Source organism: Agromyces bracchium, assembly GCF_009709675.1.
GTDB lineage: Bacteria > Actinomycetota > Actinomycetes > Actinomycetales > Microbacteriaceae > Agromyces > Agromyces bracchium.
The window spans coordinates 1-23,616 of record NZ_WMLB01000024.1 but is presented as its reverse complement, the minus strand read 5'-3'; the positions used below and the strand labels follow the sequence as shown (position 1 = coordinate 23,616).

The window sequence follows — 23,616 nt, the reverse complement described above, 5'->3', positions numbered from 1 at the left end:
GATGCCCGAGGGCGACACCGTCTTCCGCGCCGCCCGCCGGCTCGACGACGCGCTCGCGGGGCGCACGGTCGTCCGGAGCGACATCCGGGTGCCGGCGTACGCCACGGTCGACCTCGCCGGCGAGACGATCCATTCGGTCGCCAGCCGCGGCAAGCACGTGCTCATGCGCATCGGCGACGCGGTCCTGCACACGCACCTCAAGATGGAGGGGGAGTGGCGCGTCATCCCGCCCGGCCGACGGTGGCCCCGACCCGCGCATCGCGCCCGCGCGATCATCGAGACGACGGATGCCACGGCCGTCGGCTTCGACCTCGGGCTCGTCGAGGTCTTCCCGGCGTCCGAGGAGGGCGAGCGGCTCGCCCACCTCGGCCCCGACCTGCTCGGGCCCGACTGGGATGCCGCGGAGGCGGCGCGACGTCTCGCCGCCGACCCGGAGGTGCCGGCGGTCGTGGCGTTCGCCGACCAGCGGAACCTCGCCGGCCTCGGCAACGTCCTCGTCAACGAGGTGTGCTTCCTGCGCGGCATCCGCCCCGACCGCCCCATCGGCGAGGTCGAGCTCGCTCCGACGATCGACCTCGCACGCCGGGTCATCCACGCCAATCGCGACCGCCTCGAGCGGACGACGACAGGCGACACGAGGCCCGGGCGCCGGCTCTGGGTCTACGGGCGCGCGGGCGAGCCGTGCCGACGTTGCGGCACGCGCATCGAGCACGGCCGTTTCGGCCGGAACGACGTGGAGCTGCGCGAGACGTACTGGTGTCCGCACTGCCAGCGATGAGCCGGAGACCGGCTCGGGCGGGTCGCGGCCGGTGGTCGAGTCGCACGCGAAGCGCGCGTATCGAGACCTAGGAGACCGGGCCGGTCCACTTCTCGCCGGGCCCCTTGCCGAGCTCGTCGGGAATCGTCGACGCCTCGCGGAAGGCCAGCTGCAGGGAGCGGAGGCCGTCGCGAAGCGATCGCGCGTGCATGTCGCTGATCTCGGGCGCGCCCGCGGTGATCAGTCCGGCGAGCGCGTTGATGAGCTTGCGCGCCTCGTCGAGGTCGGTCTGCGACTCGGGGTCGTCGGCGAGCCCGACCTTGACCGCGGCGGCGCTCATGAGGTGCACGGCCGCCGTCGTGATGACCTCGACCGCGGGCACCTCGGCGATATCGCGCGTGGCGTCGGCGACCGTCTGCTCGGTGTCGGCCTGCACGCCGGCGTCGGCGCCGGCCTCGGGGTGGTCGTGCTCGGGCGCACGCGTGGACTCGGGCGAAGTGTCGCTCACCGGGGGATTCCTCTGCTAGACTACTGCGGGCTCCGGGGCCAGTCCCCGGTACGAAAGTGGAGAGACTCCCACCCGCGCATACCGCTTCATCAAGGTTACCGGGTCGTTCGCACTCCCCTTCCCCGCTCGCGCGGGGCAGGAGCAAGGGTGCCGCATGAGCCCGCGGTGAGAATCCGCGGGGCGTCATCGCGTGGATTTCCGCTCTCGTCTTCGGGCGGCATCCGTCTCCCGAAGGGCTGGAAACCAGTTCGAGTAGAGGAGACTCGCATCAGCGATCCGCGTACCAATGACCGTATCCGCGTTCCCGAGGTCCGCCTCGTGGGCCCTGGCGGAGAGCAGGTCGGCGTCGTGAAGATCGAGGTGGCACTGCGGCTCGCGCAGGAGGCCGACCTCGATCTCGTCGAGGTCGCGCCGAACTCCCGTCCGCCGGTCGTCAAGATCATGGACTACGGCAAGTACAAGTACGAGGCTGCGCAGAAGGCGAAGGAAGCCCGGCGCAACCAGGCGAACACGATCCTGAAAGAGGTTCGGTTCCGTCTCAAGATCGACAAGCACGACTACGAGACCAAGATGAAGCGCGCCGTCGGCTTCCTGAAGTCCGGCGACAAGGTCAAGGCGATGATCCTGTTCCGCGGTCGCGAGCAGTCGCGTCCCGAGATGGGCGTCCGCCTCCTGCAGCGCTTCGCCGAAGACGTGGCGGAGTTCGGCACGGTCGAGCACAACCCCACGATCGACGGCCGCAACATGGTCATGGTCATCGCGCCCCTCAAGAACAAGTCCGAGGCCAAGGCCGAGGCGAATGCACAGCGTGCTGCGGCCAAGCAGCGCCCGGCGGCGGATGCCGCGGGCGACGAGCCGCAGACGGCCGAGGCCCCCGAGGCCTAGGCCAGCACCGAACGTCCGCCACCTCGGTGGCGGCAGAACCAAGGAGAGAGACGAGAGATGCCGAAGCAGAAGACCCACTCCGGGTCCAAGAAGCGCTTCAAGGTCACCGGCAGCGGCAAGATCAAGAAGCAGCAGGCCGGTATGCGCCACAACCTCGAGGGCAAGTCCTCGGTGCGCACCCGCCGCCTGAACCAGGACAAGGTCGCCTCGGCGCCCGACACCAAGGTCATCAAGAAGCTGCTCGGTCGCTGAGCGACGAGATCCGGTAAGGAAGAGACACAGTCATGGCAAGAGTCAAGCGCGCAGTCAACGCGCACAAGAAGCGTCGGGTCATCCTCGAGCGTGCCGAGGGCTACCGCGGTCAGCGGTCGCGCCTCTACCGCAAGGCGAAGGAGCAGGTCACCCACTCGCTCGTCTACTCGTACAACGACCGCCGCAAGAAGAAGGGCGACTTCCGTCGCCTCTGGATCCAGCGGATCAACGCCGCTGCCCGCCAGAACGGCATCACGTACAACCGCCTCATCCAGGGCCTCGGGCTCGCGGGCATCGAGGTCGACCGTCGCATCCTCGCCGACCTCGCGGTCAACGAGCCGGCGACCTTCGCGGGCCTCGTCGAGGCCGCCAAGAAGGCGCTCCCGAGCGACGTGAACGCTCCGAAGAACGCGGCCTGACCTCCGCTTCGGCCCGAACGGCCCGGCACCCCCGTGGTGCCGGGCCGTTCGCCGTCTCCGGGCGGTTTGCGCGGCAGGAGACCTCTCGGCGCGGTGGAACGGCGAACGGACGGAGCGGATGCCACGGCCCCGGCGCGGCGCGGGAACGCCGGCGCCGAGGCATCCGTCGGTAGGCTTGACGCGTGCTGGAGAACCCGAGGTCGCCGCGAGTGCGGGCCGTCGCGAAGCTCGCGAAGAAGCCCGCGCGCGTCGAGACGGGCATGTTCCTCCTCGAGGGGCCGCAGGCGGTCGCCGAGGCGCTCACGTTCCGGCCCCAGCTCGTGGTCGAGCTCTACGCGACCCCGACCGCCCTCGAGCGCTACTCCGACATCGGCGACACGGCGATCGACGCGGGCGTCGACGTCGAGTACGTGACGGAGGAGGTCCTGAACGCGATGGCCGACACGGTCACGCCGCAGGGCTTCGTCGCGGTCTGCCACCAGTTCCCGACCGCGGTGAAGGACGTCTTCGCAGCGCATCCGCGTCTCGTCGCGATCCTCGAAGAGGTGCGCGACCCCGGCAACGCCGGCACCATCGTGCGCGCGGCCGACGCGGCCGGCGCCGACGCGGTCGTCTTCACGGGTCGCGCGGTCGACCTCTACAACCCGAAGGTCGTGCGCTCCTCGACGGGATCGATCTTCCACCTGCCGGTCGCCGTGGGCGCCGAGCTGGAAGACGTGCTCGCCCGCGCGCGCGAGGCGGGCCTCACGATCCTGGCCGCCGACGTCAAGGGCGACGACCTCCTCGACGCCCGCCGCGACGGCGTGCTCGCGCAGCCGACGGCGTGGCTCTTCGGCAACGAGGCGCACGGCCTCCCCGATGAGAAGCTCGCGCTCGCCGACCGGGTCGTCACGGTGCCGATCTACGGGCACGCCGAGTCGATGAACCTCGCGACCGCAGCGTCCGTGTGCCTCTACGAGAGCGCATTCGCCCAGCGCAGTTGAGGTAACGGAACGGTAAACCCCCCGTCCGGACGGTGGCCGCGGAGTCGCTCCGAGCCCTAGTTTGGGGGGTATGCCGGCCGACACCGCTCCTCGAACGTCGAACATCTCGGTCCGACGGGGCGAGCCCCTCGTCGTGATCGACCACGTCGAGAAGTACTTCGGCGACCTGCACGTCCTGAACGACATCAACACGGTCGTGAACCGCGGCGAGGTGGTCGTCGTCATCGGGCCGTCCGGCTCGGGCAAGTCGACGCTCTGCCGCGCGATCAACCGGCTGGAGACGATCGACTCGGGCGCCATCACGATCGACGGCGACGTCCTCCCAGAGGAGGGCGCTGCGCTCGCGAAGCTCCGCGCCGACGTCGGCATGGTCTTCCAGTCGTTCAACCTGTTCGCGCACAAGACCGTGCTCGAGAACGTCACGCTCGCGCCGATCCGGGTCAAGCGGATGTCGCGCAAGGACGCCGAGGCCAAGGCCATGGAACTCCTCGAGCGGGTCGGCGTCGCCGACCAGGCGAAGAAGATGCCCGCGCAGCTCTCGGGCGGCCAGCAGCAGCGCGTCGCCATCGCGCGATCGCTCGCCATGAACCCGAAGCTCATCCTCATGGACGAGCCGACGAGCGCCCTCGACCCCGAGATGATCAACGAGGTCCTCGACGTCATGGTCGAGCTCGCGGAGGAGGGCATGACGATGATCGTCGTCACCCACGAGATGGGCTTCGCCCGGAAGGCCGCCGACCGCGTGCTCTTCATGGCGGATGGCGCGATCGTCGAGGAGGCGGTCCCGGCCGAGTTCTTCGACCACCCCAAGACCGATCGCGCGAAGGACTTCCTGTCGAAGATCCTCGCGCACTAGACCTCCGCTGCCACGAGCGGCGGGGACCCGAACGACACGAGAGATGAGGCACGACATGAGACGCAGCAGAATCGCCCTGGTCGCCGCTGCGGCCGCGACCGCACTCCTGTTCGCCGGCTGCGCCGGCGACGCCGGCACGCCCGGCGACGACGGCGCCGAGCCGAGCGTCGAGGAGGCGCCCGAGTTCGAGGAGGGCACGACGATGGCGGCGCTCGCCGAGGCGGGCACGGTCACGGTCGGCACCAAGTTCGACCAGCCGCTCTTCGGCCTGGTCGGCCCCGATGGCGTCCCGGTCGGCTTCGACGTCGAGATCGCGAAGATCATCGCCGGCGAGCTCGGCATCGCGCCGGAGGACATCGAGTGGGTCGAGACGGTCTCGGCGAACCGCGAGCCGTTCATCGAGAACGGCCAGGTCGACTTCGTCGTCGCGACCTACACGATCAACGACGAGCGCAAGGAGGTCGTCGACTTCGCCGGGCCGTACTTCGAGGCGGGCCAGTCGATCCTCGTGCTCGCCGACAACGAGGACATCACGAGCGAGGACGACCTCGTCGGGCAGCCCGTCTGCTCGGTCACCGGGTCGACCCCCGCCCAGAACCTCCGGGACCTCGGCGCGAACGTCATCGAGACCGACACCTACAGCAACTGCCTCCAGCCCCTCCGCGAGGGCGAGGCCGTGGCCGTCTCGACCGACAACGTGATCCTGGCCGGCCTGGTCGACCAGAACCCGGGCGAGTTCAAGGTCGTCGGCGAGCCGTTCACCGAGGAGCCGTACGGCATCGGCGTCATGCTCGGCGACGACGACTTCCGTTCGTGGATCAACGACGTCCTCGAGCAGTCCTACGAGGACGGCTCGTACGAGGCGGCGTGGGATGCCACGGCGGGCACCGTGCTCGAGTTCCGCGAGCCGCCGGCCGTCGACCGGTACTGATCCCCACGGAGGTCCGGGCGTCCGAGCGACGCCCGGACCTCCCGGGTCCGCAGGCCCGACCGCACGGAAAGGACGCGCGTGGACGCGATCATCGACAACCTCGACCTCTACCTTCAGGGGTTCGGAACGACGCTGCTGCTCCTGGTGGTCTCAGGGCTCGCGGCGCTCGTGATCGGCACCCTGGTCGCGGCGATGCGCATCTCACCGGTGCCGTCGCTCCGGTGGTTCGCGACCGTGTACACGGAGTTCGTCCGCAACACCCCGCTGACCCTCGTCCTCTTCTTCTGCATCTTCGTCCTGCCCCTGCTCGACGTGCGACTCGACTTCGTCACCCGCGCGATCATCGGGCTGTCGGTGTACACGTCGCCGTTCGTCGCCGAGGCACTGCGCTCGGGAGTGAACGGCGTCCCGGTGGGCCAGGCGGAGGCCGCCCGGAGCGTCGGATTCGGCTTCCGCCAGACCGTCGGCCTCATCGTGCTCCCGCAGGCATTCCGGATGACCATCCCGCCGCTCATCAACGTGTTCATCGCGCTCACGAAGAACACCTCGGTCGCGGGCGGATTCTTCGTCGTCGAGCTCTTCGCCGTGGGCCGCACCGTCGCGAACGCGCGCGGCGACCAGGTGATCCCGGTCCTGCTCGGCGTCGCCGCCTTCTACCTGCTCATCACCGTGCCGCTCGGCTTGCTGGCGGCCAGACTCGAACGACGTTGGGTGGTGCAGCGATGACGAACGTCCTCTTCGACGCCCCGGGCCCGGTGGCCCGTCGCAACTCCCTGATCGCCTCGATCGCGGGCGGTATCGCCATCCTCGGCGGTCTTGCCTGGGTCTTCTTCACCCTGAACGCTCCACGCGGCGAACTGCCCGGCTACTTCGATCCGTCGCGGTGGGACATCTTCGCCGACCCGACCGTCTGGCGCTACATCTTCGTCGCGGGGGTCTGGGGCACGCTCCGCGCCGCGCTCACCGCGGCCGTGTTCGCCGTCGCGCTCGGCATCGTCTTCTCGCTGCTGCGCAGCGCGCAGACGGCGTGGATCCGCATCCCGACGGCGATCGTGCTCGAGTTCGTGCGCGGCATGCCCGTGCTGCTCATGATGCTCTTCATCCTGCTCGTGCTGAACACGGGCTCGTTCTGGGCGGTCGTCGCCGCGCTCACGCTCTACAACGGCGCGCTCATCGGCGAGGCCCTGCGCGCCGGCCTCGCGTCGCTGCCGCGCGGCCAGCGCGAGGCCGGCCTCAGCCTCGGCATGCGGCCGATGCAGTCGAAGATGCTCATCGAGTTCCCGCAGGCGTTCCGCCAGATGCTGCCGATCATCATCGCCCAGCTCGTCGTGCTCCTGAAGGACACCTCGCTCGGCTACATCGTCGGCTACGTCGAGCTGCTTCGCGTCAACATGAACCAGCTCGCGAGCTTCTACGGCAACTACTACCTGTTCTCGTTCTTCATCGTCACCCTCGTGCTCTACCTCGCGATGAACCTGGCGCTGTCGTGGTTCGCGAGGTGGGTCGCGAAGCGCACGGCTCGCCGGACGGGGCAGAAGCCGCCGAACCCCGACGAGGAGAACGAGGAGCTGCTGAAGGGCGTGGCGAAGGCGAACGCGGAGGCGCGGCAGATGGGCCAAGGCTCGGTCTGACCGGCCACGGGCGGCCCCTCGCCACGACTAGACTCGTTCTTCGTGTCCGAGCCCCTCCAGATCACCGAACCGGCCGTCGCGGCCGCGGTCGACGCGGCCCTCGCCGCGATCGCCGCCGCCGGCGACTCCGCCGCGCTCAAGGCCGTCCGCGCCGAGCACACCGGCGAGAAGTCGACCCTCGCGCGGCTGAACGCGTCGCTCCGCGACGTCCCCAACGACCAGAAGGCCGCCCTCGGCAAGCTCGTGGGCGGCGCCCGCGGCCGTGTGAACCAGGCGTTCGCCGCCCGCGAGGCCGAGATCCTCGAGGTCGAGGCCGAGGCGCAGCTCGCCGCCGAGGCGGTGGACGTCACGGCGCTGCCGTCGCGATTCACGGCCGGGGCGCGGCATCCGCTCGCCCTGCTGCAGGACCGGGTGTGCGACGTCTTCACCGGCATGGGCTGGGAGATCGCCGAAGGTCCCGAGGTCGAGAGCGAGTGGTTCAACTTCGACGCGCTGAACTTCGACGCCGATCACCCGGCGCGTGCCATGCAGGACACGTTCTTCGTCGATCCGCCCGAGGCGCATCTCGTGATGCGCACGCACACGAGTCCGGTCCAGGTGCGCTCGATGCTCGAGCGCGAGGTGCCGATCTACGTGCTCGCTCCCGGCCGCGTGTACCGCACCGACGAGTTCGACGCCACGCACCTGCCCGTCTTCATGCAGTTCGAGGGCCTCGCCGTCGACAAGGGCCTCACGATGGCCCACCTGCGCGGCACGCTCGACCACTTCGTGAAGTCGATCTTCGGCGACGAGGCCAAGGTGCGCCTGCGCCCGAGCTTCTTCCCGTTCACGGAGCCGAGCGCCGAACTCGACTTCTGGCACCCGACCTTCAAGGACGGCCCGCGCTGGATCGAGTGGGGCGGCTGCGGCATGGTGCACCCGAACGTGCTCCGCGCGGCCGGCATCGACCCAGAGGTCTACACGGGCTTCGCCTTCGGCATGGGCATCGAGCGCGGGCTCATGCTCCGCAACGACGTCCAGGACATGCGCGACATGGCCGAGGGCGACATCCGCTTCTCCCAGCAGTTCGGAATGGTGGTCTAACGCATGCGAGTGCCCCTCAGCTGGCTCGCCGAGTACGTCGATCTCCCGCCGGGCACGTCCCTCGAGGACGTGCACGCCGCGCTCGTGCGCGTCGGGCTCGAGGAGGAGGACGTGCACACGTTCGACCTCCAGGGCCCGATCGTCGTCGGCGAGGTCCTCGAGTTCGTCGAGGAGCCGCAGTCCAACGGCAAGACCATCCGCTGGTGCCACGTGCGCGTCGCGCCCGACGGCGAGCAGGCCGCCGACGGCGGCGATGCCGTGCACGGCATCGTGTGCGGCGCCCGCAACTTCTTCGTCGGCGACAAGGTCGTGGTGACCCTCCCGGGCTCCGTGCTGCCCGGGCCGTTCCCGATCGCGGCGCGCAAGACCTACGGCCACGTCTCCGACGGCATGATCGCCTCGGCGCGCGAGCTCGGCCTCGGCGACGACCATGACGGCATCCTGCGCCTCTCGACGCTCGGGATCGACGCGCCGGTCGGCACCGACGCGATCGCGCTGCTCGGCCTCGACGACGCGGCGGTCGAGATCAACGTCACGCCCGACCGCGGGTACGCGTTCTCGATCCGCGGCGTCGCCCGCGAGTACGCCCACGCGACGGGCGCGGTGTACCGCGACCCGGCCGCGCAGGTGACCGCGGCGGATGCCTCCGTCGACGCGTTCCCCGTCGCCGTCCGCGACGAGGCGCCGATCCGCGGCCGGGTCGGCGCGAGCGTGTTCGCGACGCGCATCGTGCGCGGCATCGACCCGACCCGGCCGACGCCGGCGTGGATGATCGCGCGGCTGAAGCTCGCCGGCATCCGCTCGCTCTCGTTGCCCGTCGACATCACGAACTACGTCATGCTCGAGCTCGGCCAGCCGATCCACGGCTACGACCTCGATGCGCTGCAGGGCGGCATCGTCGTCCGCCGTGCGGCGGCGGGGGAGACCCTCGAGACGCTCGACGGCAAGGTGCGCGCGCTCCACGCGGAGGACCTGCTCATCACCGACGACCGCGGACCGATCGGCCTCGCGGGCGTGATGGGCGGCGCGACGACCGAGATCGGCGACGCCACCACGAACGTGCTCATCGAGGCCGCGAACTTCGACCCCGTCTCGATCGCGCGCACCGCGCGCCGGCACAAGCTGCCGAGCGAGGCGTCCAAGCGCTTCGAGCGCGGCGTCGACCCCGCGGTCGCGGGTGCGGCGGCGGCACGTGTCGCGCAGCTGCTCGTCGACCTCGCCGGCGGCACCGCCGACGAGACCGGGTCGTTGCTCCACGAGGCGCCCGCGCGCGAGGCGATCCGGCTGCCCGACGGGTTCGTCACGGGGCTCATCGGTGTCGAGTACACCGCCGACGAGGTGCACGACGCCCTCGCCGAGATCGGTGGCGCCGTGACCCGCGTCGAAGGCGGCTTCGACGTCGTCCCGCCGTCGTGGCGCCCCGACCTCACCGCGAACGTCGACCTGGCGGAAGAGGTCGCGCGGCTGCTCGGCTACGACCGCATCCCGTCGGTCCTGCCCGTCGCCCCGCCCGGGCGAGGTCTCACGCGTTCGCAGCGCGTGCGCCGCGGCGTGGCCGACGCGCTCGCCGCCGCCGGCGCGACCGAGGTGCTCGCCTTCCCGTTCGTGTCCGAGGCCGAGAACGCGGTGTACGGCTCCGCCGACGGCTCGCCGGTCGCGGGCGTGAAGCTCGCGAACGCGCTCGACGCGACGGTGCCGTACCTGCGTCGCTCGCTCATCCCCGGCCTCATCGGGGTGGCGCGTCGCAACCTGTCGCGCGGCTTCACCGACCTCGACGTGTACGAGCTCGGTCTCGTCTTCCTGCCCGAGGCGGGTCGCTCGTACGGCACGGCCGAGCTGCCGATCGGCTGGGAGCGTCCGTCCGAGGCGGTGCTCGCCGAACTGAACGACGGCATCCCCGCGCAGCCGCGTCACGTCGGCGTGCTGCTCACGGGCGACCTCCAGCACAAGCAGCCCGGGCGGGCCGCCGAGCCCGCGGGCATCGCTGACGCGCTCGACGCGGTCCGCCGCATCGCACATGCCGCCGGCGCCGAGGTCGAGTTCGTCCAGGGTTCGCACCAGGCGATGCACCCCGGCCGCACCGCCGAGGTCCGCGTCGCCGGGCAGCTCGTGGGCTACGCGGGCGAGCTGCATCCGTCGCTCACCGCCGAGGCCGACCTGCCGCGCGTGGTCGCGGTCGCCGAGGTCGACCTCGACTCGATCATCGCGCTCGCGAGCGACACCGTCGAGGCGCGCCCCATCGGCACGCTCCCCGCGGCGACGCAGGACCTCTCCCTCGTCGTCGGCGCCGACGTGCCCGCGGCGACCGTCGCGGCCGCGGTCCGCGAGGGCGCAGGCGAGCTCCTCGAGCACCTGCAGCTCGTGGACGACTACCGGGGGCAGGGCGTTCCCGAGGGCTCGAAGAGCCTGACGTTCGCGTTGCGCTTCCGGGCCGGCGACCGCACGCTCACCGCCGCCGAGGCGAGCGACGCCAAGATGGCCGGCGCCGCCCTCGCGGCCGAGCGCACCGGGGCCGCGATCCGCGAGTAGCGGCATCCGTCGCACCGTCACGAGGGCGCCCGGCCGGTCATCGGCGGGCGCCCTCTCGCTTCGCAGGCAGGCCGGCGCGTCGACCCGCGCATCCGGTCCTCGCCGCGCCGCCCCGACGGCGGTACCGTTGATCATGGCCGAAGCGAAGACGGTTCCCACTGGAGCCTCGGTGTCGGAGTTCCTCGAGTCGGTCGAGCCCGCCGGGCGTCGTGAAGACGGCCTGGTGCTCCGCGAGCTCTTCGATCGCGTGACCGACACCGACGCCGTCATGTGGGGTCCGTCGATCGTCGGCTACGGCCTGCACCACTACCGGTACGACTCGGGTCACGAGGGCGACACCGCGGTCGTCGCGTTCTCGCCGCGCAAGGCCTCGATCTCCCTGTACGGGCTGCAGACCCCGGGCGCCGACGAGCTCATCGATCGGCTGGGCAAGGTCAAGGTGGGGGCCGGATGCCTCTGGGTCGGCCGTCTCTCGACCGTCGACCTCTCCGTGCTCGAGTCGCTGGTCGACCGCGCCTGGGTGCGCACGCGCGGCGACGACGTCTGAGCGGCGCCGGCGCGCGTCATCCGCTCGTCTGCGCCGTCACGTGATTTGCGCCGCGCCCGCCCGCCCGGCTAGGGTCGCCGCATGTCCACCGCCCGGCCCGCCGAGACCGCACGCGTCGTGCGTGCCGTCGTGCTGCGCGGCCGACGTCGGGGCGAGCGCCGAATCCAGGCGACTCCCGCGGCGGCCTGAGCCTGCCGCCCTGGGCGTCGCCGGAGCCGTCACCCCGATCGTCCAGCCCAATAAGGTGGATTCCATGACGTTTACCGTCGCCGTCTCCGGCGCGTCCGGCTATGCGGGCGGGGAGCTGCTGCGCCTCCTCGCCGACCATCCCGAGTTCGACGTGCGGACCGTGACCGCGCACTCGAACGCCGGGCAGCCGCTCACCGCGGTGCAGCCGCACCTGCGCAGCTACACGCACCTCACCCTCAAGGAGACCTCGGCCGAGACCCTCGCCGGTCACGACGTCGTCTTCCTCGCGCTTCCGCACGGCGCGTCCGGCGCGATCGCGGCCGAGCTCTCGGCCGACACGCTCGTGATCGACTGCGGCGCCGACCACCGACTCGAGGACGCCGGCGACTGGGCGGCGTTCTACGGCGGCGACTTCCACGGCGCCTGGGAGTACGGGGTGCCCGAGTTGCCGCGCCTCTCGGGCACGCAGCGCACGCGCCTCGCCCGCACGCGGCGCATCGCCGCCCCCGGCTGCAACGCCTCCACGGTGGCCCTCTCGCTCGCGCCGGGCATCCGCGCCGGCGTCATCGAGGACGCCGACCTCGTCTCGGTGCTCGCCGTCGGGCCCTCGGGCGCCGGGCGGGCGCTCAAGGCGCACCTCCTCGGCTCCGAGATCCTCGGCTCCGCGAACCCGTATGCCGTCGGCGGCACGCATCGCCACATCCCCGAGATCCAGCAGGCGCTGCGGTGGGCGGGTGCGGCGGCGCCGACGATCTCGTTCACGCCCGTGATCGTGCCGATGTCGCGCGGGATCCTCGCGACCTCGACCGCGCGGGTCGTGCCGGGAACGGATGCCGCGACCGTGCGGGCGGCCTGGGAGGACGCGTACGCGGGGGAGCCGTTCGTGCAGGTGCTGCCCGAGGGCCAGTTCCCGCGCACGGCCGACGTGCTCGGCGCCAACACCGCGCTCATCGGCCTCGCGGTCGACGAGGCGGCGGGGCGGGTCGTCGTCGTGACCGCGGTCGACAACCTCGTCAAGGGCACCGCCGGCGCCGCCATCCAGTCCGCCAACATCGCCCTCAGCCTCGCCGAGGCGACCGGGCTCCCCGTGAACGGAGTCGCACCGTGAGCGTGACCGCACCCCAGGGATTCGACGCCGCCGGCATCGCGGCCGGCATCAAGCGCTCCGGCGCCCTCGACCTCGCCGTCGTCGTCAACCGGGGGCCGTCGACGGCCGCCGCGGCGGTCTTCACCTCGAACCGGGCCAAGGCGAATCCGATCCTCTGGTCCGAGCAGGTCATCCAGGACGGCACGGTCGCCGCCATCGTGCTGAACTCGGGGGGCGCGAACTGCTTCACGGGCCCCGAGGGCTTTCAGGTCACGCACCGGACCGCGGAGGCCGCGGCATCCGCCCTCGGCGTCTCGGCGGGCGACGTGCTCGTCTGCTCGACCGGGCTCATCGGCGACCAGCTCGACGGCGAGGTGCTCGAGGAGGGCGTGCTCTCCGCGACGAACCGGCTCGCCGGCGACGAGGCCGCGGGTGCCGACGCGGCGCGCGCGATCATGACGACCGATTCGAGGCCGAAGACGGTCGAGGTCGTCGTCGACGGATGGCGCATCGGCGGCATGGCGAAGGGTGCGGGCATGCTCGCCCCGGGCCTCGCGACCATGCTCGTGGTGCTGACCACGGATGCCGTCGTCGATGCGCCGGGACTGGACGCGGCGCTCCGGCGTGCGACGCGGGTCACCTTCGACCGCCTCGACTCCGACGGCTGCATGTCGACGAACGACCAGGTCACGCTGCTCGCCTCCGGCGCCTCCGGCGTCGAGCCCGACCCCGAGACGTTCGCCGAGGCGCTCACGACCGCGTGCCGTGACCTCGCGCTGCAGCTCCAGGCGGACGCCGAAGGGGCGAGCCACGACATCGCGATCGAGGTGCGCGGAGCGGTCACGGAGGACGACGCGGTCGAGGTCGGCCGCTCCATCGCGCGCAACAACCTCTTCAAGGCCGCGATCTTCGGCAACGACCCGAACTGGGGTCGGGTCCTCGCGGCGATCGGCACCACGTCCGCGCCGTTCGACCCGTACCTCGTCGACGTGACGATGAACGGCGTCCGGGTGTGCCACGCGGGCCGGCCGGACCGCCCGCGGGACGACGTGGACCTCGCGCCGCGCGCGACGAACGTGCTCGTCGAGCTGCACGCGGGCGAGGCATCCGCCACGATCTGGACGAACGACCTCACGCACGACTACGTGCACGAGAACAGCGCGTACTCGAGCTGAGCATGAGCGAGGAGCAGATGAACCCCGACGACGACGCGCGCAACGACGCGGCCGCCGCCGCGAGCAAGGCCGGGACCCTCATCGAGGCGCTGCCGTGGCTGAAGCGCTTCCACGGCGAGACGATCGTGGTGAAGTTCGGCGGCAACGCGATGGTGAGCCCCGAGCTGCAGCGCACGTTCGCGGAGGACATGGTGTACCTCCGCTACGCCGGCATCCGCCCGGTCGTCGTGCATGGCGGCGGACCGCAGATCTCCTCGATGCTCGACCGGCTCGGCATCGCGAGCGAGTTCCGCGGCGGGTACCGCGTGACGACCCCCGAGACGATGGACGTCGTCCGGATGGTGCTGTCGGGGCAGGTGAACCGCGAACTCGTGAGCCTCATCAACGAGCACGGTCCGCTCGCGGCGGGGCTCTCGGGCGAGGATGCCGGGTTGTTCCGCGGTCGTCGCCGCGGCGCGGTCGTCGACGGCGTCGAGGTCGACCTCGGACTCGTCGGCGACGTCATCGAGGTCGACCCCGAGGCGGTGCTCGCGCAGGTGGATGCCGGCCGCATCCCGGTCGTCTCCTCCATCGCACCCGACCTCGACCAGCCCGGGCAGTCGCTGAACGTCAACGCCGATTCGGCCGCCGCGTCGCTCGCGGTCGCGCTCGGGGCGGCGAAGCTCGTCATCCTGACCGACGTCGCGGGCCTCTACCGCGACTGGCCGAACCGCGACTCGCTCGTCTCCGAGATCGACGTGCCCGAACTCGAGGCGCTCCTGCCGTCGCTCGAGTCGGGCATGATCCCGAAGATGACGGCGTGCCTCGAGGCCGTGGCGGGCGGCGTGCCGAAGGCCGCGATCATCGACGGGCGCGTTCCCCACTCGATCCTGCTCGAGATCTTCACGCGGCAGGGCATCGGCACCGAGGTCGTCCCGGTCGTGCCGGATGTCACGTCGAGCGGGGCGGCGACGGATGCCTCGGGGGTGGCCTCGTGACGGGCGCCGGAGACTGGCGCGAGCACTACTCGCACCGCATGATGAAGACCCTCGGCTCGCCGCTCGCGAAGCTGGTGCGCGGCGAGGGCGCCCGGGTGCAGGACGACGAGGGCACGTGGTACCTCGACTTCCTCGCCGGCATCGCCGTGAACTCGCTCGGCCACGCGCACCCCGTCTTCGTCGACGCCGTGACGCGGCAGGCGTCGAGGCTCGCGCACGTGTCGAACTACTTCGCCACCGATCCCGCCCTGGCGCTCGCCGACCGGCTCGCTCGGATCTCGGGGGCCGGCGAGGCCGGTCGGGTCTGGTTCGGCAACTCGGGCGCCGAGGCGAACGAAGCGGCGTTCAAGCTCGCTCGCCTCAACAACTCGGGCGGCGCGCGCACGCGCGTGCTCGCCCTCGTCGACGCGTTCCACGGCCGCACCATGGGCTCGCTCGCGCTCACCGGCAAGCCCGCGATGCGCGACGCGTTCGAGCCGCTCCCGGGCGGCGTCACGCACATCCCCTCGACGATCGAAGCGCTCGAGGCCGAGCTCGACGAGTCGGTCGCGGCGCTCATCCTCGAACCGATCAAGGGCGAGGCGGGGGTGCTCGAGCTGCCCGAGGGGTATCTGCGGGCGGCACGCGACCTGACCCGCCGCCACGGTGCGCTCCTGATCGTCGACGAGGTGCAGACGGGCGCCGGCCGCACCGGCGAGTGGTTCGCGTTCCAGCACGCGGGCATCGTCCCCGACGCGATCACGGTCGCGAAGGGCATGGGCGGCGGCATCCCCATCGGCGGGCTCGTGACGTTCGGACACGCCTCCGACCTGTACTCCCGCGGACAGCACGGCTCGACGTACGGCGGCAACCCGCTCTCGACGGCCGTCGCGGACGCGGTCCTCGCCGAGATCGAGCGCGCCGGCCTCGTCGAGAACGCCGCGCGCCGCGGCGCCGAGTTGCGCGAGCGCGTGCTCGGCCTCGGCTCGCCGCTCGTGGCGGGCATGCGCGGCCGCGGGCTGCTCGCGGGGGTCGCCCTCACGGAACCCGTCGCATCCGAGCTCTCCGCCGCGGCCATGCAGGCCGGCCTCATCGTGAACGCGGCGAACGATTCGACCATCCGCCTCGCCCCGCCGCTCATCATCGGCGACGCCGAACTCGACGAGTTCACCGACCGCTTCGGCCGTGCGCTCGACGCCGTCGCCGCCACCCGCTGACCCGGCCGCCCACCAGACCGACGACCATCCCGCTCGCCCCGCGCAGAACGGAGCATCCATGACCCGCCACTTCCTCCGCGACGACGACATCACGCCCGCCGAGCAGGCCGAGATCCTCGACCTCGCCGTCCGCCTCAAGGCCGACCGCTGGGCCGAGGCCCCGCTCGCCGGCCCGCAGACCGTCGCCGTCATCTTCGACAAGTCCTCGACCCGCACGCGCGTCTCGTTCGCGGTCGGCATCGCCGACCTCGGGGGCTCGCCGCTCATCATCTCCACCGCGAACAGCCAGCTCGGCGGCAAGGAGACGCCGTCCGACACGGCACGCGTGCTCGAGCGGATGGTATCGGCCATCGTGTGGCGCACCTACGCGCAGGCCGGCCTCGACGAGATGGCCGCGGGCACGACGGTTCCCGTCGTCAACGCGCTCTCCGACGACTTCCACCCGTGCCAGCTGCTCGCCGACCTCCTCACGATCCGTGAGCACAAGGGCGAGCTCGCCGGGCTCACGGTCGCCTTCCTCGGCGACGGCGCCTCCAACATGGCCCAGTCGTACGTGCTCGCGGGCGCGACCGCCGGCATGCACGTGCGGGTCGCCTCGCCCGAGGAGTTCGCGCCCGCGGCATCCGTCGTCGCCGACGCCGACCGCATCGCCGCCGCCACCGGCGGCTCGGTCGCGCTCTACACCGACGCCGCCGAGGCCGCGGCCGGCGCCGACGTCATCGTCACCGACACCTGGGTGTCGATGGGCAAGGAGGACGAGAAGGCGCACCGCGTCGCGACCTTCGGCGCGTACACGGTCGACGCCGAGCTGATGTCGCTCGCGAAGCCCGACGCCGTCTTCATGCACTGCCTGCCCGCCGACCGCGGCTACGAGGTGAGCGCCGATGTCATCGACGGTCCGCAGTCGATCATCTGGGATGAGGCGGAGAACCGGCTGCACGCGCAGAAGGCGCTGCTCGTCTGGCTCCTCGCCAGGAAGGACGCGTGAGCATGTCGGACCAGCACGGCACCAACGAGGGCTCGCTCTGGGGCGCCCGCTTCGCCGGCGGCCCCTCGCCCGAGCTGCAGCGCCTGTCGAAGTCGACCCACTTCGACTGGCAGCTCGCCCCGTACGACCTCGCCGGGTCGCGCGCGCACGCCCGCGCACTCTCCGCGGCCGGCTACCTTGAGGCCGACGAGCTCGACCGCATGATCGCGGGCCTCGACGCGCTCGAGCAGCGCGTGGCCGACGGCGAGCTCGTGGCCGCCGATTCCGATGAGGACGTGCACGGCGCGCTCGAGGCCGCGCTCATCGCCGAGGTCGGCCCCGAGCTCGGCGGCAAGCTGCGCGCCGGCCGAAGCCGCAACGACCAGATCGCCACGCTCGTGCGCCTCTACCTGAAGGACCATGCGGTCACGATCGGCCGCATGCTCGTGCACCTCATCGACGCGCTCTCGGCGCAGGCCGACGCGCACCGCACGGCGATCATGCCCGGGCGCACGCACCTGCAGCACGCGCAGCCCGTGCTCCTCGCGCACCACCTGCTCGCGCACGGCTGGGCGCTCTCGCGCGACCTCGAGCGTCTCGTCGACTGGATGAAGCGCGCGGACGTCTCGCCCTACGGCGGCGGCGCCCTCGCCGGGTCGACGCTCGGCCTCGACGCGGCATCCGTCGCCCGCGACCTCGGGCTCGCGCACCCCGCCGAGAACTCGATCGACGGCACCGCGAGCCGCGACGTCGTCGCCGAGTTCGCGTTCGTCGCGGCCATGATCGGCATCGACCTGTCGCGCATCTCGGAAGAGGTCATCCTCTGGAACACGCGCGAGTTCGGCTTCGTCACGCTCGACGACGCCTACTCGACCGGGTCGTCGATCATGCCGCAGAAGAAGAACCCCGACATCGCCGAGCTCGCGCGCGGCAAGTCCGGGCGGCTCATCGGCAATCTCTCGGGCCTGCTCGCGACGCTGAAGGCGCTGCCGCTGGCGTACAACCGCGACCTGCAGGAGGACAAGGAGCCCGTCTTCGACTCGGTCGAGACCCTCGAGGTGCTGCTGCCCGCCTTCACCGGCATGGTCGCGACGCTGACCTTCCACACCGAGCGCATGGCCGAGCTCGCGCCGGCCGGGTTCTCGCTCGCGACGGATGTCGCGGAGTGGCTCGTGAAGCGCCGGGTGCCGTTCCGCGACGCGCACGAGATCACGGGCGCGCTCGTCCGGTACGCCGAGACGAACGGGCTCGAGCTCCACGAGGTCGACGACGACGCGCTCGCGTCGGTCTCGCCGCACCTCGTTCCCGAGGTGCGCGAGGTGCTGACCATCGAGGGGTCGGTCGCGAGCCGCGACGGCATCGGCGGCACCGCGCCCGCCCGCGTCGACGCGCAGTTCGCCTCGCTCGCCGATCGCGTGCGGCACCTCGTCTCCGTCCTCCCCGGCGGAGACGACTGAGCGTCGATCCGGCGACGAGCGCGTTGAGCATGGGCGAGCGGATGCCGCGACCGGCGTCGCACGCCGAGCTCGTGCGACCGGATCGTGCCTGGTTCCGCCGCGACCCCGTCGAACTCGCGCCGCTCCTTCTCGGCGCGGTTCTGGCGTACGACGCCGAGGAGGGTCGCGTCGCCGTCCGGCTCTCCGAGGTCGAGGCGTACCGCGGGGTCGGCGTCGACCCGGGTTCGCACTCGTTCCGCGGGCGGACGGCTCGCAACGCCGTCATGTTCGGCGACGGCGGGCACCTCTACGCGTACTTCACGTACGGCATGCACGTGTGCCTCAACGTCGTCTCCGGCGTGCCGGGCACGTCGGCGGGGATCCTATTGCGCGGGGGGACCGTCGTCGACGGACTCGACCTGGCGCGGTCGCGGCGCCCGCGCTCGACGGACCGCGACCTCGCACGGGGGCCGGCACGCCTCGCGCAGGCGCTCGGCGTGCCGCTCGCCGCGAACGGCGCCGACCTGCTCGCGTCGCCGTTCTCGCTCGAGGTCCGGGTGGCGCCGCTCGCACACGCGACCGGGCCTCGCACGGGCATCAGCGGGGCCGGCGGCGCGGCGTCGTACCCGTGGCGGTTCTGGGTGCCGGGTGATCCCGGCGTCTCGGTGTACCGGCGGCATCCGAAGTCGCACTGACCGCGGGGCCGCCGCGAGGTCAGCGGATCGCGAGGTGCACGGCCAGGGCCGCGGCGCACGCCCAGATGAGGCTCGCGAACGTGCCGATGATGAAGCGCTCCCTCGCCTCGGGGGCCTCGAGTTCGGTGAACCGCCCGACGCCCTTGACCGCCACGACGATCGCGAGCCCCTCCGGGAAGCCCGCGATGATCGTGCCCGCCGAGGCCAGCCGTTCGAGCACGCCGATCGTGAGGCCACCGCGGAGGACCTCGCGCCGAACCGGGGCGACGCCGGGCGGCGTCGGCTCGTCCGACCGGACCGCGACGAGGATGCCGCCGTGCGCACCGGGTGGAGTGCTGGAGCCCATCGCGAGCTGCAGCGCGGTCGCCGCCGCCGGGCTCCCGCCGAAGACCGCGACGACCATGCCGAGGAGGCCGACGAGCGGCGCCGCGACCATGGGCACGTCGTCGGGCACCGTCGATGCGGCGACGATCGCGAGCGCCAGGGTGCCCGCCGCGGGCCACAGGTGGATGGGCCTCGGGCGGAGGTACGCCAGCACCGAGAGCACCGCCGACGCGCCGAGCGCGACGACGATCACCGCCCATCCGACGGCCGACATCGCACCGACGACGTTCACGGGTCCTCCGCTCTCCCGGGATCGCGCCGGGCTCGGGTCCGGGCGTTCGGGTCCCGGGGGGTCGCGTCGAGCATAGAGGCTGCCTCGGACGCGGCGGGGGAGACGGCGCGCGCGTCCGCCCGCTCGGCGGGCGCTGACCGCGCATGGGTCGAGCGGGAGAGCGATCAGCCGCCGGATCCCTCCGGGGCGGCGTCGTGTCGGTCGAGCGAGGCGACCAGTCGTACGATCGCCGGTCGCGCGTCGTCGTCGGCCGACCACATCGCGGCTCGGAGACGCTGGCTGACGGCGGCGTCAGAGATGCCGAGGAGTTCGGCCGCGTGCTTCTGCGATCGGCCCGACCGCACGAGGTCGACGGCCTCCCAGCCCTGCGGGCTCCGGCGGTCGCGGAGGAGCAGGAGCAGCCGGAACACCGCTTCTACCTCGCTCGCGGGGAGGAGCCCCGTGTCGCCGTCCTCGGTCCGGAGCGCGAAGCGCGCCTCTGCACGTTTGGCCGCCTCGACCGCCTCGCGCGCCGCGAAGAACGCACCGCCGGTCGCCTTGCGCACGGCGTCGGGGAGGGGCTCGCGCACGCCGCCGATGCCGAGGCCGATGCTCCAGTGCCCGTCGCGTGCGAGGTGGAGGACGAGGTCGATCGCGGTGTCGGCGTCGTCGGTGAGCACCTGCAGCTCGTCTCCGGCCGTCTGGTCGACGGGCAGGAGCAGGCGATCGCCGTACCGGTCCTCCAGCTCGTGCTGCATGGCCGACGAGCGGTCGACGTCTGCGCGGCTGCCGATCTGGTCTGCGGTGATCACGTACATCTGCCGACTCCTGTCAAGTGCAGGGACTTGAATTCGATGAATGAAGTATAGAGCCTTTACTACACAAGATCAAGGATTCAGGCTTCACCAGCTCACCATCCGGCCGCTGCTACCCTTGCAGTCGTGTCCGACCCCGCGATCCTCGCCACGCAGCAGAACGACCCCTCGTTCGACGACGTCTGGGAGGAGCTCCGCTGGCGCGGGCTCGTCCACGTCTCGACCGACGAGGCGGCCCTGAAGGAACTCCTGGCTGGCGAGCCGATCACGTACTACTGCGGGTTCGACCCGACCGCCCCGAGCCTCCACCTCGGCAACCTGGTCCAGATCCTCACGCTCCGTCGGCTGCAGCTCGCGGGCCACAAGCCGCTCGGCCTCGTCGGCGGCTCCACCGGGCTCATCGGCGACCCGCGCCCGACGGCCGAGCGCACGCTGAACACCAAGGAGACGGTCGCCGAGTGGGTCGGCCGCCTCGACGCCCAGGTCCGACGATTCCTCTCCGCGGAGGGCGAGAGTGCGGTCCGCATGGTCAACAACCTCGACTGGACCGCCGGCCTCTCCGCCATCGACTTCCTCCGCGACATCGGCAAGCACTACCGTGTCGGCACGATGCTGAAGAAGGACGCGGTCGCGTCGCGCCTGAACTCCGACGCCGGCATCAGCTACACCGAGTTCAGCTACCAGATCCTGCAGGGCTTCGACTACCTCGAGCTCTACCGCCAGTACGACTGCGTGTTGCAGACGGGCGGCAGCGACCAGTGGGGCAACCTCACGAGCGGCACCGACCTCATCCACCGGGTCGAGGGCCGGCACGTGCACGCGATCGGCACGCCGCTCATCACGAACTCCGACGGCACGAAGTTCGGAAAGAGCGAGGGCAACGCGATCTGGCTCGACGCCGACATGTGCAGCCCGTACCGCTTCTACCAGTTCTGGCTCAACACCGACGACGCCGACGTGATCGACCGACTCAAGGTGTTCACGTTCCTCTCGCGCGAGCGCATCGAGGACCTCGCCGAGAAGGTCGCGAGCGAGCCCTTCCGCCGCGAGGCGCAGAAGGTCCTCGCCCACGAGGTCACGACTCTGGTGCACGGGGCGGATGCCACGGCATCCGTCGTCGCGGCATCGCAGGCCCTCTTCGGGCAGGGCGACCTCGCCGGCCTCGACCGCGGCACGCTCGAGGCCGCGCTCCGCGAGCTGCCCCACACCGAGACCGAAGCGGATGCCTCGATCGTGCAGCTGCTCGTCGACACCGGCCTCGTGGCGAGCCTCAGCGAGGGCCGCCGCGCGATCGCGCAGGGCGGCGTCTCGATCGACAACGTGCGCGTCGAGGACGATGCGGCGCTCATCGGCGGCCGGACCGACGCGGGCGGCATGGCGGTGCTCCGTCGCGGCAAGAAGACGCTCGCGGGCGTGTTCGTCCGGTAGGTCCCGTTGGCGCGCGAGGCAGCAGACCGGCTCCTCGCGCGAGTGTGGGCGGCGCTCGGCCGCGATTCCGCCGAGCTGGCAGCGCTCGCGCCGCTGCCCGAGGTGCCGCTGCCGGCGCGCCTCGACGTGTCGTCGCTGGCCGTGGCATCCGTCGCCGCCGCGAGCCTCGCCGCCTGGTCGACGGATGCCACGCCCGGAACGATCGCCCTCGACGGCGCGCGCATCGCGACCGCGTTCCAGAGCGAGCGGGTCGCCCGCTTCGACGGCGTGCCGCCGTCCGTGTGGTCGCCGCTCTCCGGGTTCCGCCGCGCCCGTGACGGCTGGGTCCGCACGCACGGCAACTATCCGCACCACGCGGCCGCGCTGCGGCGCGTGCTCGGCGTCGACGAGAGGGCGGATGCCGCGGCGATCGATGCCGCGGTCGTCCGATGGTCGGCGGCGGCCCTCGCGGAGGCGGTGACCCGGGCCGGCGGGATGTGCGTCGCCGTCGAGGTCGAGGATCCGAGCCTGGATCGGGAGCTCCGGCGGCATCCGCTGATCGAGTCGTCGCGGCTCGGCGACGCCGAGCCTGTCGCCACGAACCGGTCCGGTCACGATCGACCGCTCGAAGGCATCCGCGTCCTGGATCTCACCCGAGTGATCGCCGGCCCGGTCGCGACGCGGACGCTCGCACTGCTCGGCGCCGAGGTGCTGCGGATCGACCCGCCGTCGCCGCCCGAGTTGGAATGGCAGCACCTCGAGGGCGGGCCCGGCAAGCGCTCGGCGCTGCTCGACCTGCGCTCGGCCGACGAGGCCGAGCGCTTCGACGACCTGCTGGCCGGGGCCGACGCGATCGTGCTCGGGTACCGGCCGGCATCGCTCGGGCGACTGGGACTCTCGCCGGAGGACCTCGCCGTCCGTCACCCCGGACTCGTCATCGGTCAACTCGCCGCGTGGGGATTCGACGACGCAGCGGGGGAGAGGGGCGGGTTCGACAGCCTCGTCCAAGCGTCCTCGGGCATCGCGTTCGTCGAGGGAGCGCCCGATACGCCCGGCGCCCTGCCCGCCCAGGCGCTCGACCACGCAACCGGGTACCTTCTCGCTGCGGCGATCATGACGCTGCTCCGCCGGCGTTCGATCGACGGCGGCTCGTGGCTCGCGCGGATGTCGCTGCGCCGAACCGCCGCCGAACTGCTCGGCCTGCCGAGGCGTGTCGAGCCGGGACCGGCGGGACTGGATGACGCGGCTCGGGAATCGCACGCGGGGACGGTGTCCGGCCTCGCGGGCGTGCAGCGCATCGCGGCTCCCGCGATCGCATCGCCGGACGGGCTGATGAGGTGGTCCGCGCCACCGCATCCGTGGGGCTCGGATCGGCCGTCCTGGGCGTGATGCGGCGCGACACGCCCGGGATGCGACGCCGAGTTGCGGCACCGCCCCGATCTTCGTAGAGTATTCATTCGTTGCCCCACAGGAGCGAGTGAAGCGAAAAGCTTCGCCTCCTCAAGCGGCACGATCCCGAACCCCTGATCCTCACGCAGGATCCCGGGTTCGAAGCATCCGTATCGGTCCCTCGGGATCACCGGATGAATGACGAACATCGCTTCGGATGATCGATCGCAGCGCGATCGTGAACCGGGTGCGTCCGTTCCTTGAGAACTCAACAGCGTGCACTATGTTCAATGCCAATTTTTTGAAC

The 23,616-nt window shown here is 71.7% G+C and carries 24 protein-coding genes; 21 read left to right on the top strand and 3 right to left on the bottom strand.

Going from position 1 to position 23,616, the window contains the following annotated elements; translation table 11 throughout:
• The first annotated feature begins 1 nt into the window (after position 1).
• Positions 2-778 carry a DNA-formamidopyrimidine glycosylase family protein gene (locus tag GJ743_RS11380; protein ID WP_155052056.1) on the top strand — a complete coding sequence of 259 codons (777 nt, stop codon included), beginning with the start codon at positions 2-4 and terminating at the stop codon, positions 776-778.
• A 67-nt stretch (positions 779-845) separates the two neighbouring features.
• Here GJ743_RS11380 and GJ743_RS11375 read toward each other — a convergent pair whose 3' ends face one another.
• Entirely contained in the window at positions 846-1,193 is a 348-nt protein-coding gene (locus GJ743_RS11375; RefSeq protein ID WP_328289093.1) for a DUF1844 domain-containing protein, read from the bottom strand.
• A 339-nt stretch (positions 1,194-1,532) separates the two neighbouring features.
• Between GJ743_RS11375 and infC the strand changes: the two genes are divergently transcribed.
• The 18 genes from infC to GJ743_RS11285 all read left to right on the top strand — a co-directional run bounded on the left by infC (position 1,533) and on the right by GJ743_RS11285 (position 19,103).
• Entirely contained in the window at positions 1,533-2,150 is a 618-nt protein-coding gene (gene infC / locus GJ743_RS11370; RefSeq protein WP_328289092.1) for a translation initiation factor IF-3, read from the top strand.
• Between the two features lie 57 nt (positions 2,151-2,207).
• Positions 2,208-2,402 carry a 50S ribosomal protein L35 gene (gene rpmI / locus GJ743_RS11365; protein WP_067949205.1) on the top strand — a complete coding sequence of 65 codons (195 nt, stop codon included), beginning with the start codon at positions 2,208-2,210 and terminating at the stop codon, positions 2,400-2,402.
• A 32-nt stretch (positions 2,403-2,434) separates the two neighbouring features.
• Positions 2,435-2,821: a 50S ribosomal protein L20 gene (gene rplT / locus GJ743_RS11360; RefSeq protein WP_129234085.1), complete on the top strand. Its 387-nt coding sequence runs from the start codon at positions 2,435-2,437 to the stop codon at positions 2,819-2,821.
• A gap of 182 nt (positions 2,822-3,003) precedes the next feature.
• Entirely contained in the window at positions 3,004-3,804 is an 801-nt protein-coding gene (locus GJ743_RS11355; RefSeq protein ID WP_328289091.1) for a TrmH family RNA methyltransferase, read from the top strand.
• Positions 3,805-3,874: 70 nt separating this feature from the next.
• Complete coding sequence (locus tag GJ743_RS11350; protein ID WP_155052055.1) at positions 3,875-4,660, top strand: amino acid ABC transporter ATP-binding protein; 786 nt, start codon at positions 3,875-3,877, stop codon at positions 4,658-4,660.
• Positions 4,661-4,715: 55 nt separating this feature from the next.
• Positions 4,716-5,591: a glutamate ABC transporter substrate-binding protein gene (locus GJ743_RS11345; protein ID WP_155052054.1), complete on the top strand. Its 876-nt coding sequence runs from the start codon at positions 4,716-4,718 to the stop codon at positions 5,589-5,591.
• Positions 5,592-5,669: 78 nt separating this feature from the next.
• Positions 5,670-6,317 carry an amino acid ABC transporter permease gene (locus GJ743_RS11340; RefSeq protein WP_166548693.1) on the top strand — a complete coding sequence of 216 codons (648 nt, stop codon included), beginning with the start codon at positions 5,670-5,672 and terminating at the stop codon, positions 6,315-6,317.
• Positions 6,314-7,222 (top strand): amino acid ABC transporter permease, encoded by a 909-nt coding sequence (locus GJ743_RS11335; protein ID WP_155052053.1) that lies wholly within the window; start codon positions 6,314-6,316, stop codon positions 7,220-7,222. The genes GJ743_RS11340 and GJ743_RS11335 overlap by 4 nt, the downstream gene beginning before the upstream one ends.
• A gap of 42 nt (positions 7,223-7,264) precedes the next feature.
• Entirely contained in the window at positions 7,265-8,305 is a 1,041-nt protein-coding gene (gene pheS / locus GJ743_RS11330; RefSeq protein ID WP_328289090.1) for a phenylalanine--tRNA ligase subunit alpha, read from the top strand.
• 3 nt (positions 8,306-8,308) lie between these two features.
• Positions 8,309-10,834, top strand: coding sequence for a phenylalanine--tRNA ligase subunit beta (gene pheT / locus GJ743_RS11325; RefSeq protein WP_155052052.1), 2,526 nt, complete (start codon positions 8,309-8,311; stop codon positions 10,832-10,834).
• Positions 10,835-10,967: 133 nt separating this feature from the next.
• Positions 10,968-11,381 carry a DUF1801 domain-containing protein gene (locus GJ743_RS11320; RefSeq protein ID WP_155052051.1) on the top strand — a complete coding sequence of 138 codons (414 nt, stop codon included), beginning with the start codon at positions 10,968-10,970 and terminating at the stop codon, positions 11,379-11,381.
• A gap of 253 nt (positions 11,382-11,634) precedes the next feature.
• A complete protein-coding gene (argC, locus tag GJ743_RS11315) occupies positions 11,635-12,678 on the top strand; it encodes an N-acetyl-gamma-glutamyl-phosphate reductase (protein ID WP_155052050.1) in 1,044 nt (347 codons plus the stop codon).
• Positions 12,675-13,832: a bifunctional glutamate N-acetyltransferase/amino-acid acetyltransferase ArgJ gene (gene argJ, locus GJ743_RS11310; protein WP_328289089.1), complete on the top strand. Its 1,158-nt coding sequence runs from the start codon at positions 12,675-12,677 to the stop codon at positions 13,830-13,832. Before argC ends, argJ begins: the two co-directional genes overlap by 4 nt.
• 17 nt (positions 13,833-13,849) lie before the next feature.
• Complete coding sequence (argB, locus tag GJ743_RS11305) at positions 13,850-14,809, top strand: acetylglutamate kinase (RefSeq protein ID WP_155052064.1); 960 nt, start codon at positions 13,850-13,852, stop codon at positions 14,807-14,809.
• 38 nt (positions 14,810-14,847) lie between these two features.
• Complete coding sequence (locus GJ743_RS11300) at positions 14,848-16,005, top strand: acetylornithine transaminase (RefSeq protein WP_155052063.1); 1,158 nt, start codon at positions 14,848-14,850, stop codon at positions 16,003-16,005.
• 58 nt (positions 16,006-16,063) lie between these two features.
• Positions 16,064-16,993 (top strand): ornithine carbamoyltransferase, encoded by a 930-nt coding sequence (argF, locus tag GJ743_RS11295; protein ID WP_155052049.1) that lies wholly within the window; start codon positions 16,064-16,066, stop codon positions 16,991-16,993.
• A 2-nt stretch (positions 16,994-16,995) separates the two neighbouring features.
• Complete coding sequence (gene argH / locus GJ743_RS11290) at positions 16,996-18,429, top strand: argininosuccinate lyase (protein ID WP_155052048.1); 1,434 nt, start codon at positions 16,996-16,998, stop codon at positions 18,427-18,429.
• A 41-nt stretch (positions 18,430-18,470) separates the two neighbouring features.
• Entirely contained in the window at positions 18,471-19,103 is a 633-nt protein-coding gene (locus GJ743_RS11285) for a DNA-3-methyladenine glycosylase (RefSeq protein ID WP_155052047.1), read from the top strand.
• Between the two features lie 19 nt (positions 19,104-19,122).
• Here the strand turns inward: GJ743_RS11285 and GJ743_RS11280 are convergent, their stop codons facing one another.
• Together GJ743_RS11280 and GJ743_RS11275 are read right to left on the bottom strand one after the other, a co-directional pair.
• Positions 19,123-19,719: a hypothetical protein gene (locus GJ743_RS11280; RefSeq protein WP_155052046.1), complete on the bottom strand. Its 597-nt coding sequence runs from the start codon at positions 19,717-19,719 to the stop codon at positions 19,123-19,125.
• A gap of 164 nt (positions 19,720-19,883) precedes the next feature.
• The gene (locus tag GJ743_RS11275; protein ID WP_155052045.1) at positions 19,884-20,516 is read right to left on the bottom strand and encodes a DNA-binding protein; all 633 of its coding nucleotides are present in this window, start codon (positions 20,514-20,516) and stop codon (positions 19,884-19,886) included.
• A 123-nt stretch (positions 20,517-20,639) separates the two neighbouring features.
• Between GJ743_RS11275 and tyrS the strand changes: the two genes are divergently transcribed.
• Both tyrS and GJ743_RS11265 read left to right on the top strand, forming a co-directional pair.
• Positions 20,640-21,941, top strand: coding sequence for a tyrosine--tRNA ligase (gene tyrS, locus GJ743_RS11270; protein WP_328289087.1), 1,302 nt, complete (start codon positions 20,640-20,642; stop codon positions 21,939-21,941).
• Positions 21,942-21,947: 6 nt separating this feature from the next.
• On the top strand, positions 21,948-23,309 hold the full coding sequence (locus GJ743_RS11265) for a CoA transferase (RefSeq protein ID WP_230386739.1): 1,362 nt from the start codon (positions 21,948-21,950) through the stop codon (positions 23,307-23,309).
• The last annotated feature ends 307 nt before the right edge of the window (positions 23,310-23,616 follow it).

Bases quoted from the DNA above. Each gene is read 5' to 3' on its own strand.
- argB (WP_155052064.1), top strand. From the start codon at position 13,850: ATGAACCCCGACGACGACGCGCGCAACGACGCGGCCGCCGCCGCGAGC.
- argH (WP_155052048.1), top strand. From the start codon at position 16,996: ATGTCGGACCAGCACGGCACCAACGAGGGCTCGCTCTGGGGCGCCCGC.
- GJ743_RS11345 (WP_155052054.1), top strand. From the start codon at position 4,716: ATGAGACGCAGCAGAATCGCCCTGGTCGCCGCTGCGGCCGCGACCGCA.
- GJ743_RS11380 (WP_155052056.1), top strand. From the start codon at position 2: ATGCCCGAGGGCGACACCGTCTTCCGCGCCGCCCGCCGGCTCGACGAC.
- argC (WP_155052050.1), top strand. From the start codon at position 11,635: ATGACGTTTACCGTCGCCGTCTCCGGCGCGTCCGGCTATGCGGGCGGG.
- argF (WP_155052049.1), top strand. From the start codon at position 16,064: ATGACCCGCCACTTCCTCCGCGACGACGACATCACGCCCGCCGAGCAG.
- GJ743_RS11350 (WP_155052055.1), top strand. From the start codon at position 3,875: ATGCCGGCCGACACCGCTCCTCGAACGTCGAACATCTCGGTCCGACGG.
- GJ743_RS11285 (WP_155052047.1), top strand. From the start codon at position 18,471: ATGCCGCGACCGGCGTCGCACGCCGAGCTCGTGCGACCGGATCGTGCC.
- GJ743_RS11320 (WP_155052051.1), top strand. From the start codon at position 10,968: ATGGCCGAAGCGAAGACGGTTCCCACTGGAGCCTCGGTGTCGGAGTTC.
- GJ743_RS11335 (WP_155052053.1), top strand. From the start codon at position 6,314: ATGACGAACGTCCTCTTCGACGCCCCGGGCCCGGTGGCCCGTCGCAAC.
- rplT (WP_129234085.1), top strand. From the start codon at position 2,435: ATGGCAAGAGTCAAGCGCGCAGTCAACGCGCACAAGAAGCGTCGGGTC.
- GJ743_RS11275 (WP_155052045.1), bottom strand. From the start codon at position 20,516: ATGTACGTGATCACCGCAGACCAGATCGGCAGCCGCGCAGACGTCGAC.
- pheT (WP_155052052.1), top strand. From the start codon at position 8,309: ATGCGAGTGCCCCTCAGCTGGCTCGCCGAGTACGTCGATCTCCCGCCG.
- GJ743_RS11300 (WP_155052063.1), top strand. From the start codon at position 14,848: ATGATGAAGACCCTCGGCTCGCCGCTCGCGAAGCTGGTGCGCGGCGAG.
- rpmI (WP_067949205.1), top strand. From the start codon at position 2,208: ATGCCGAAGCAGAAGACCCACTCCGGGTCCAAGAAGCGCTTCAAGGTC.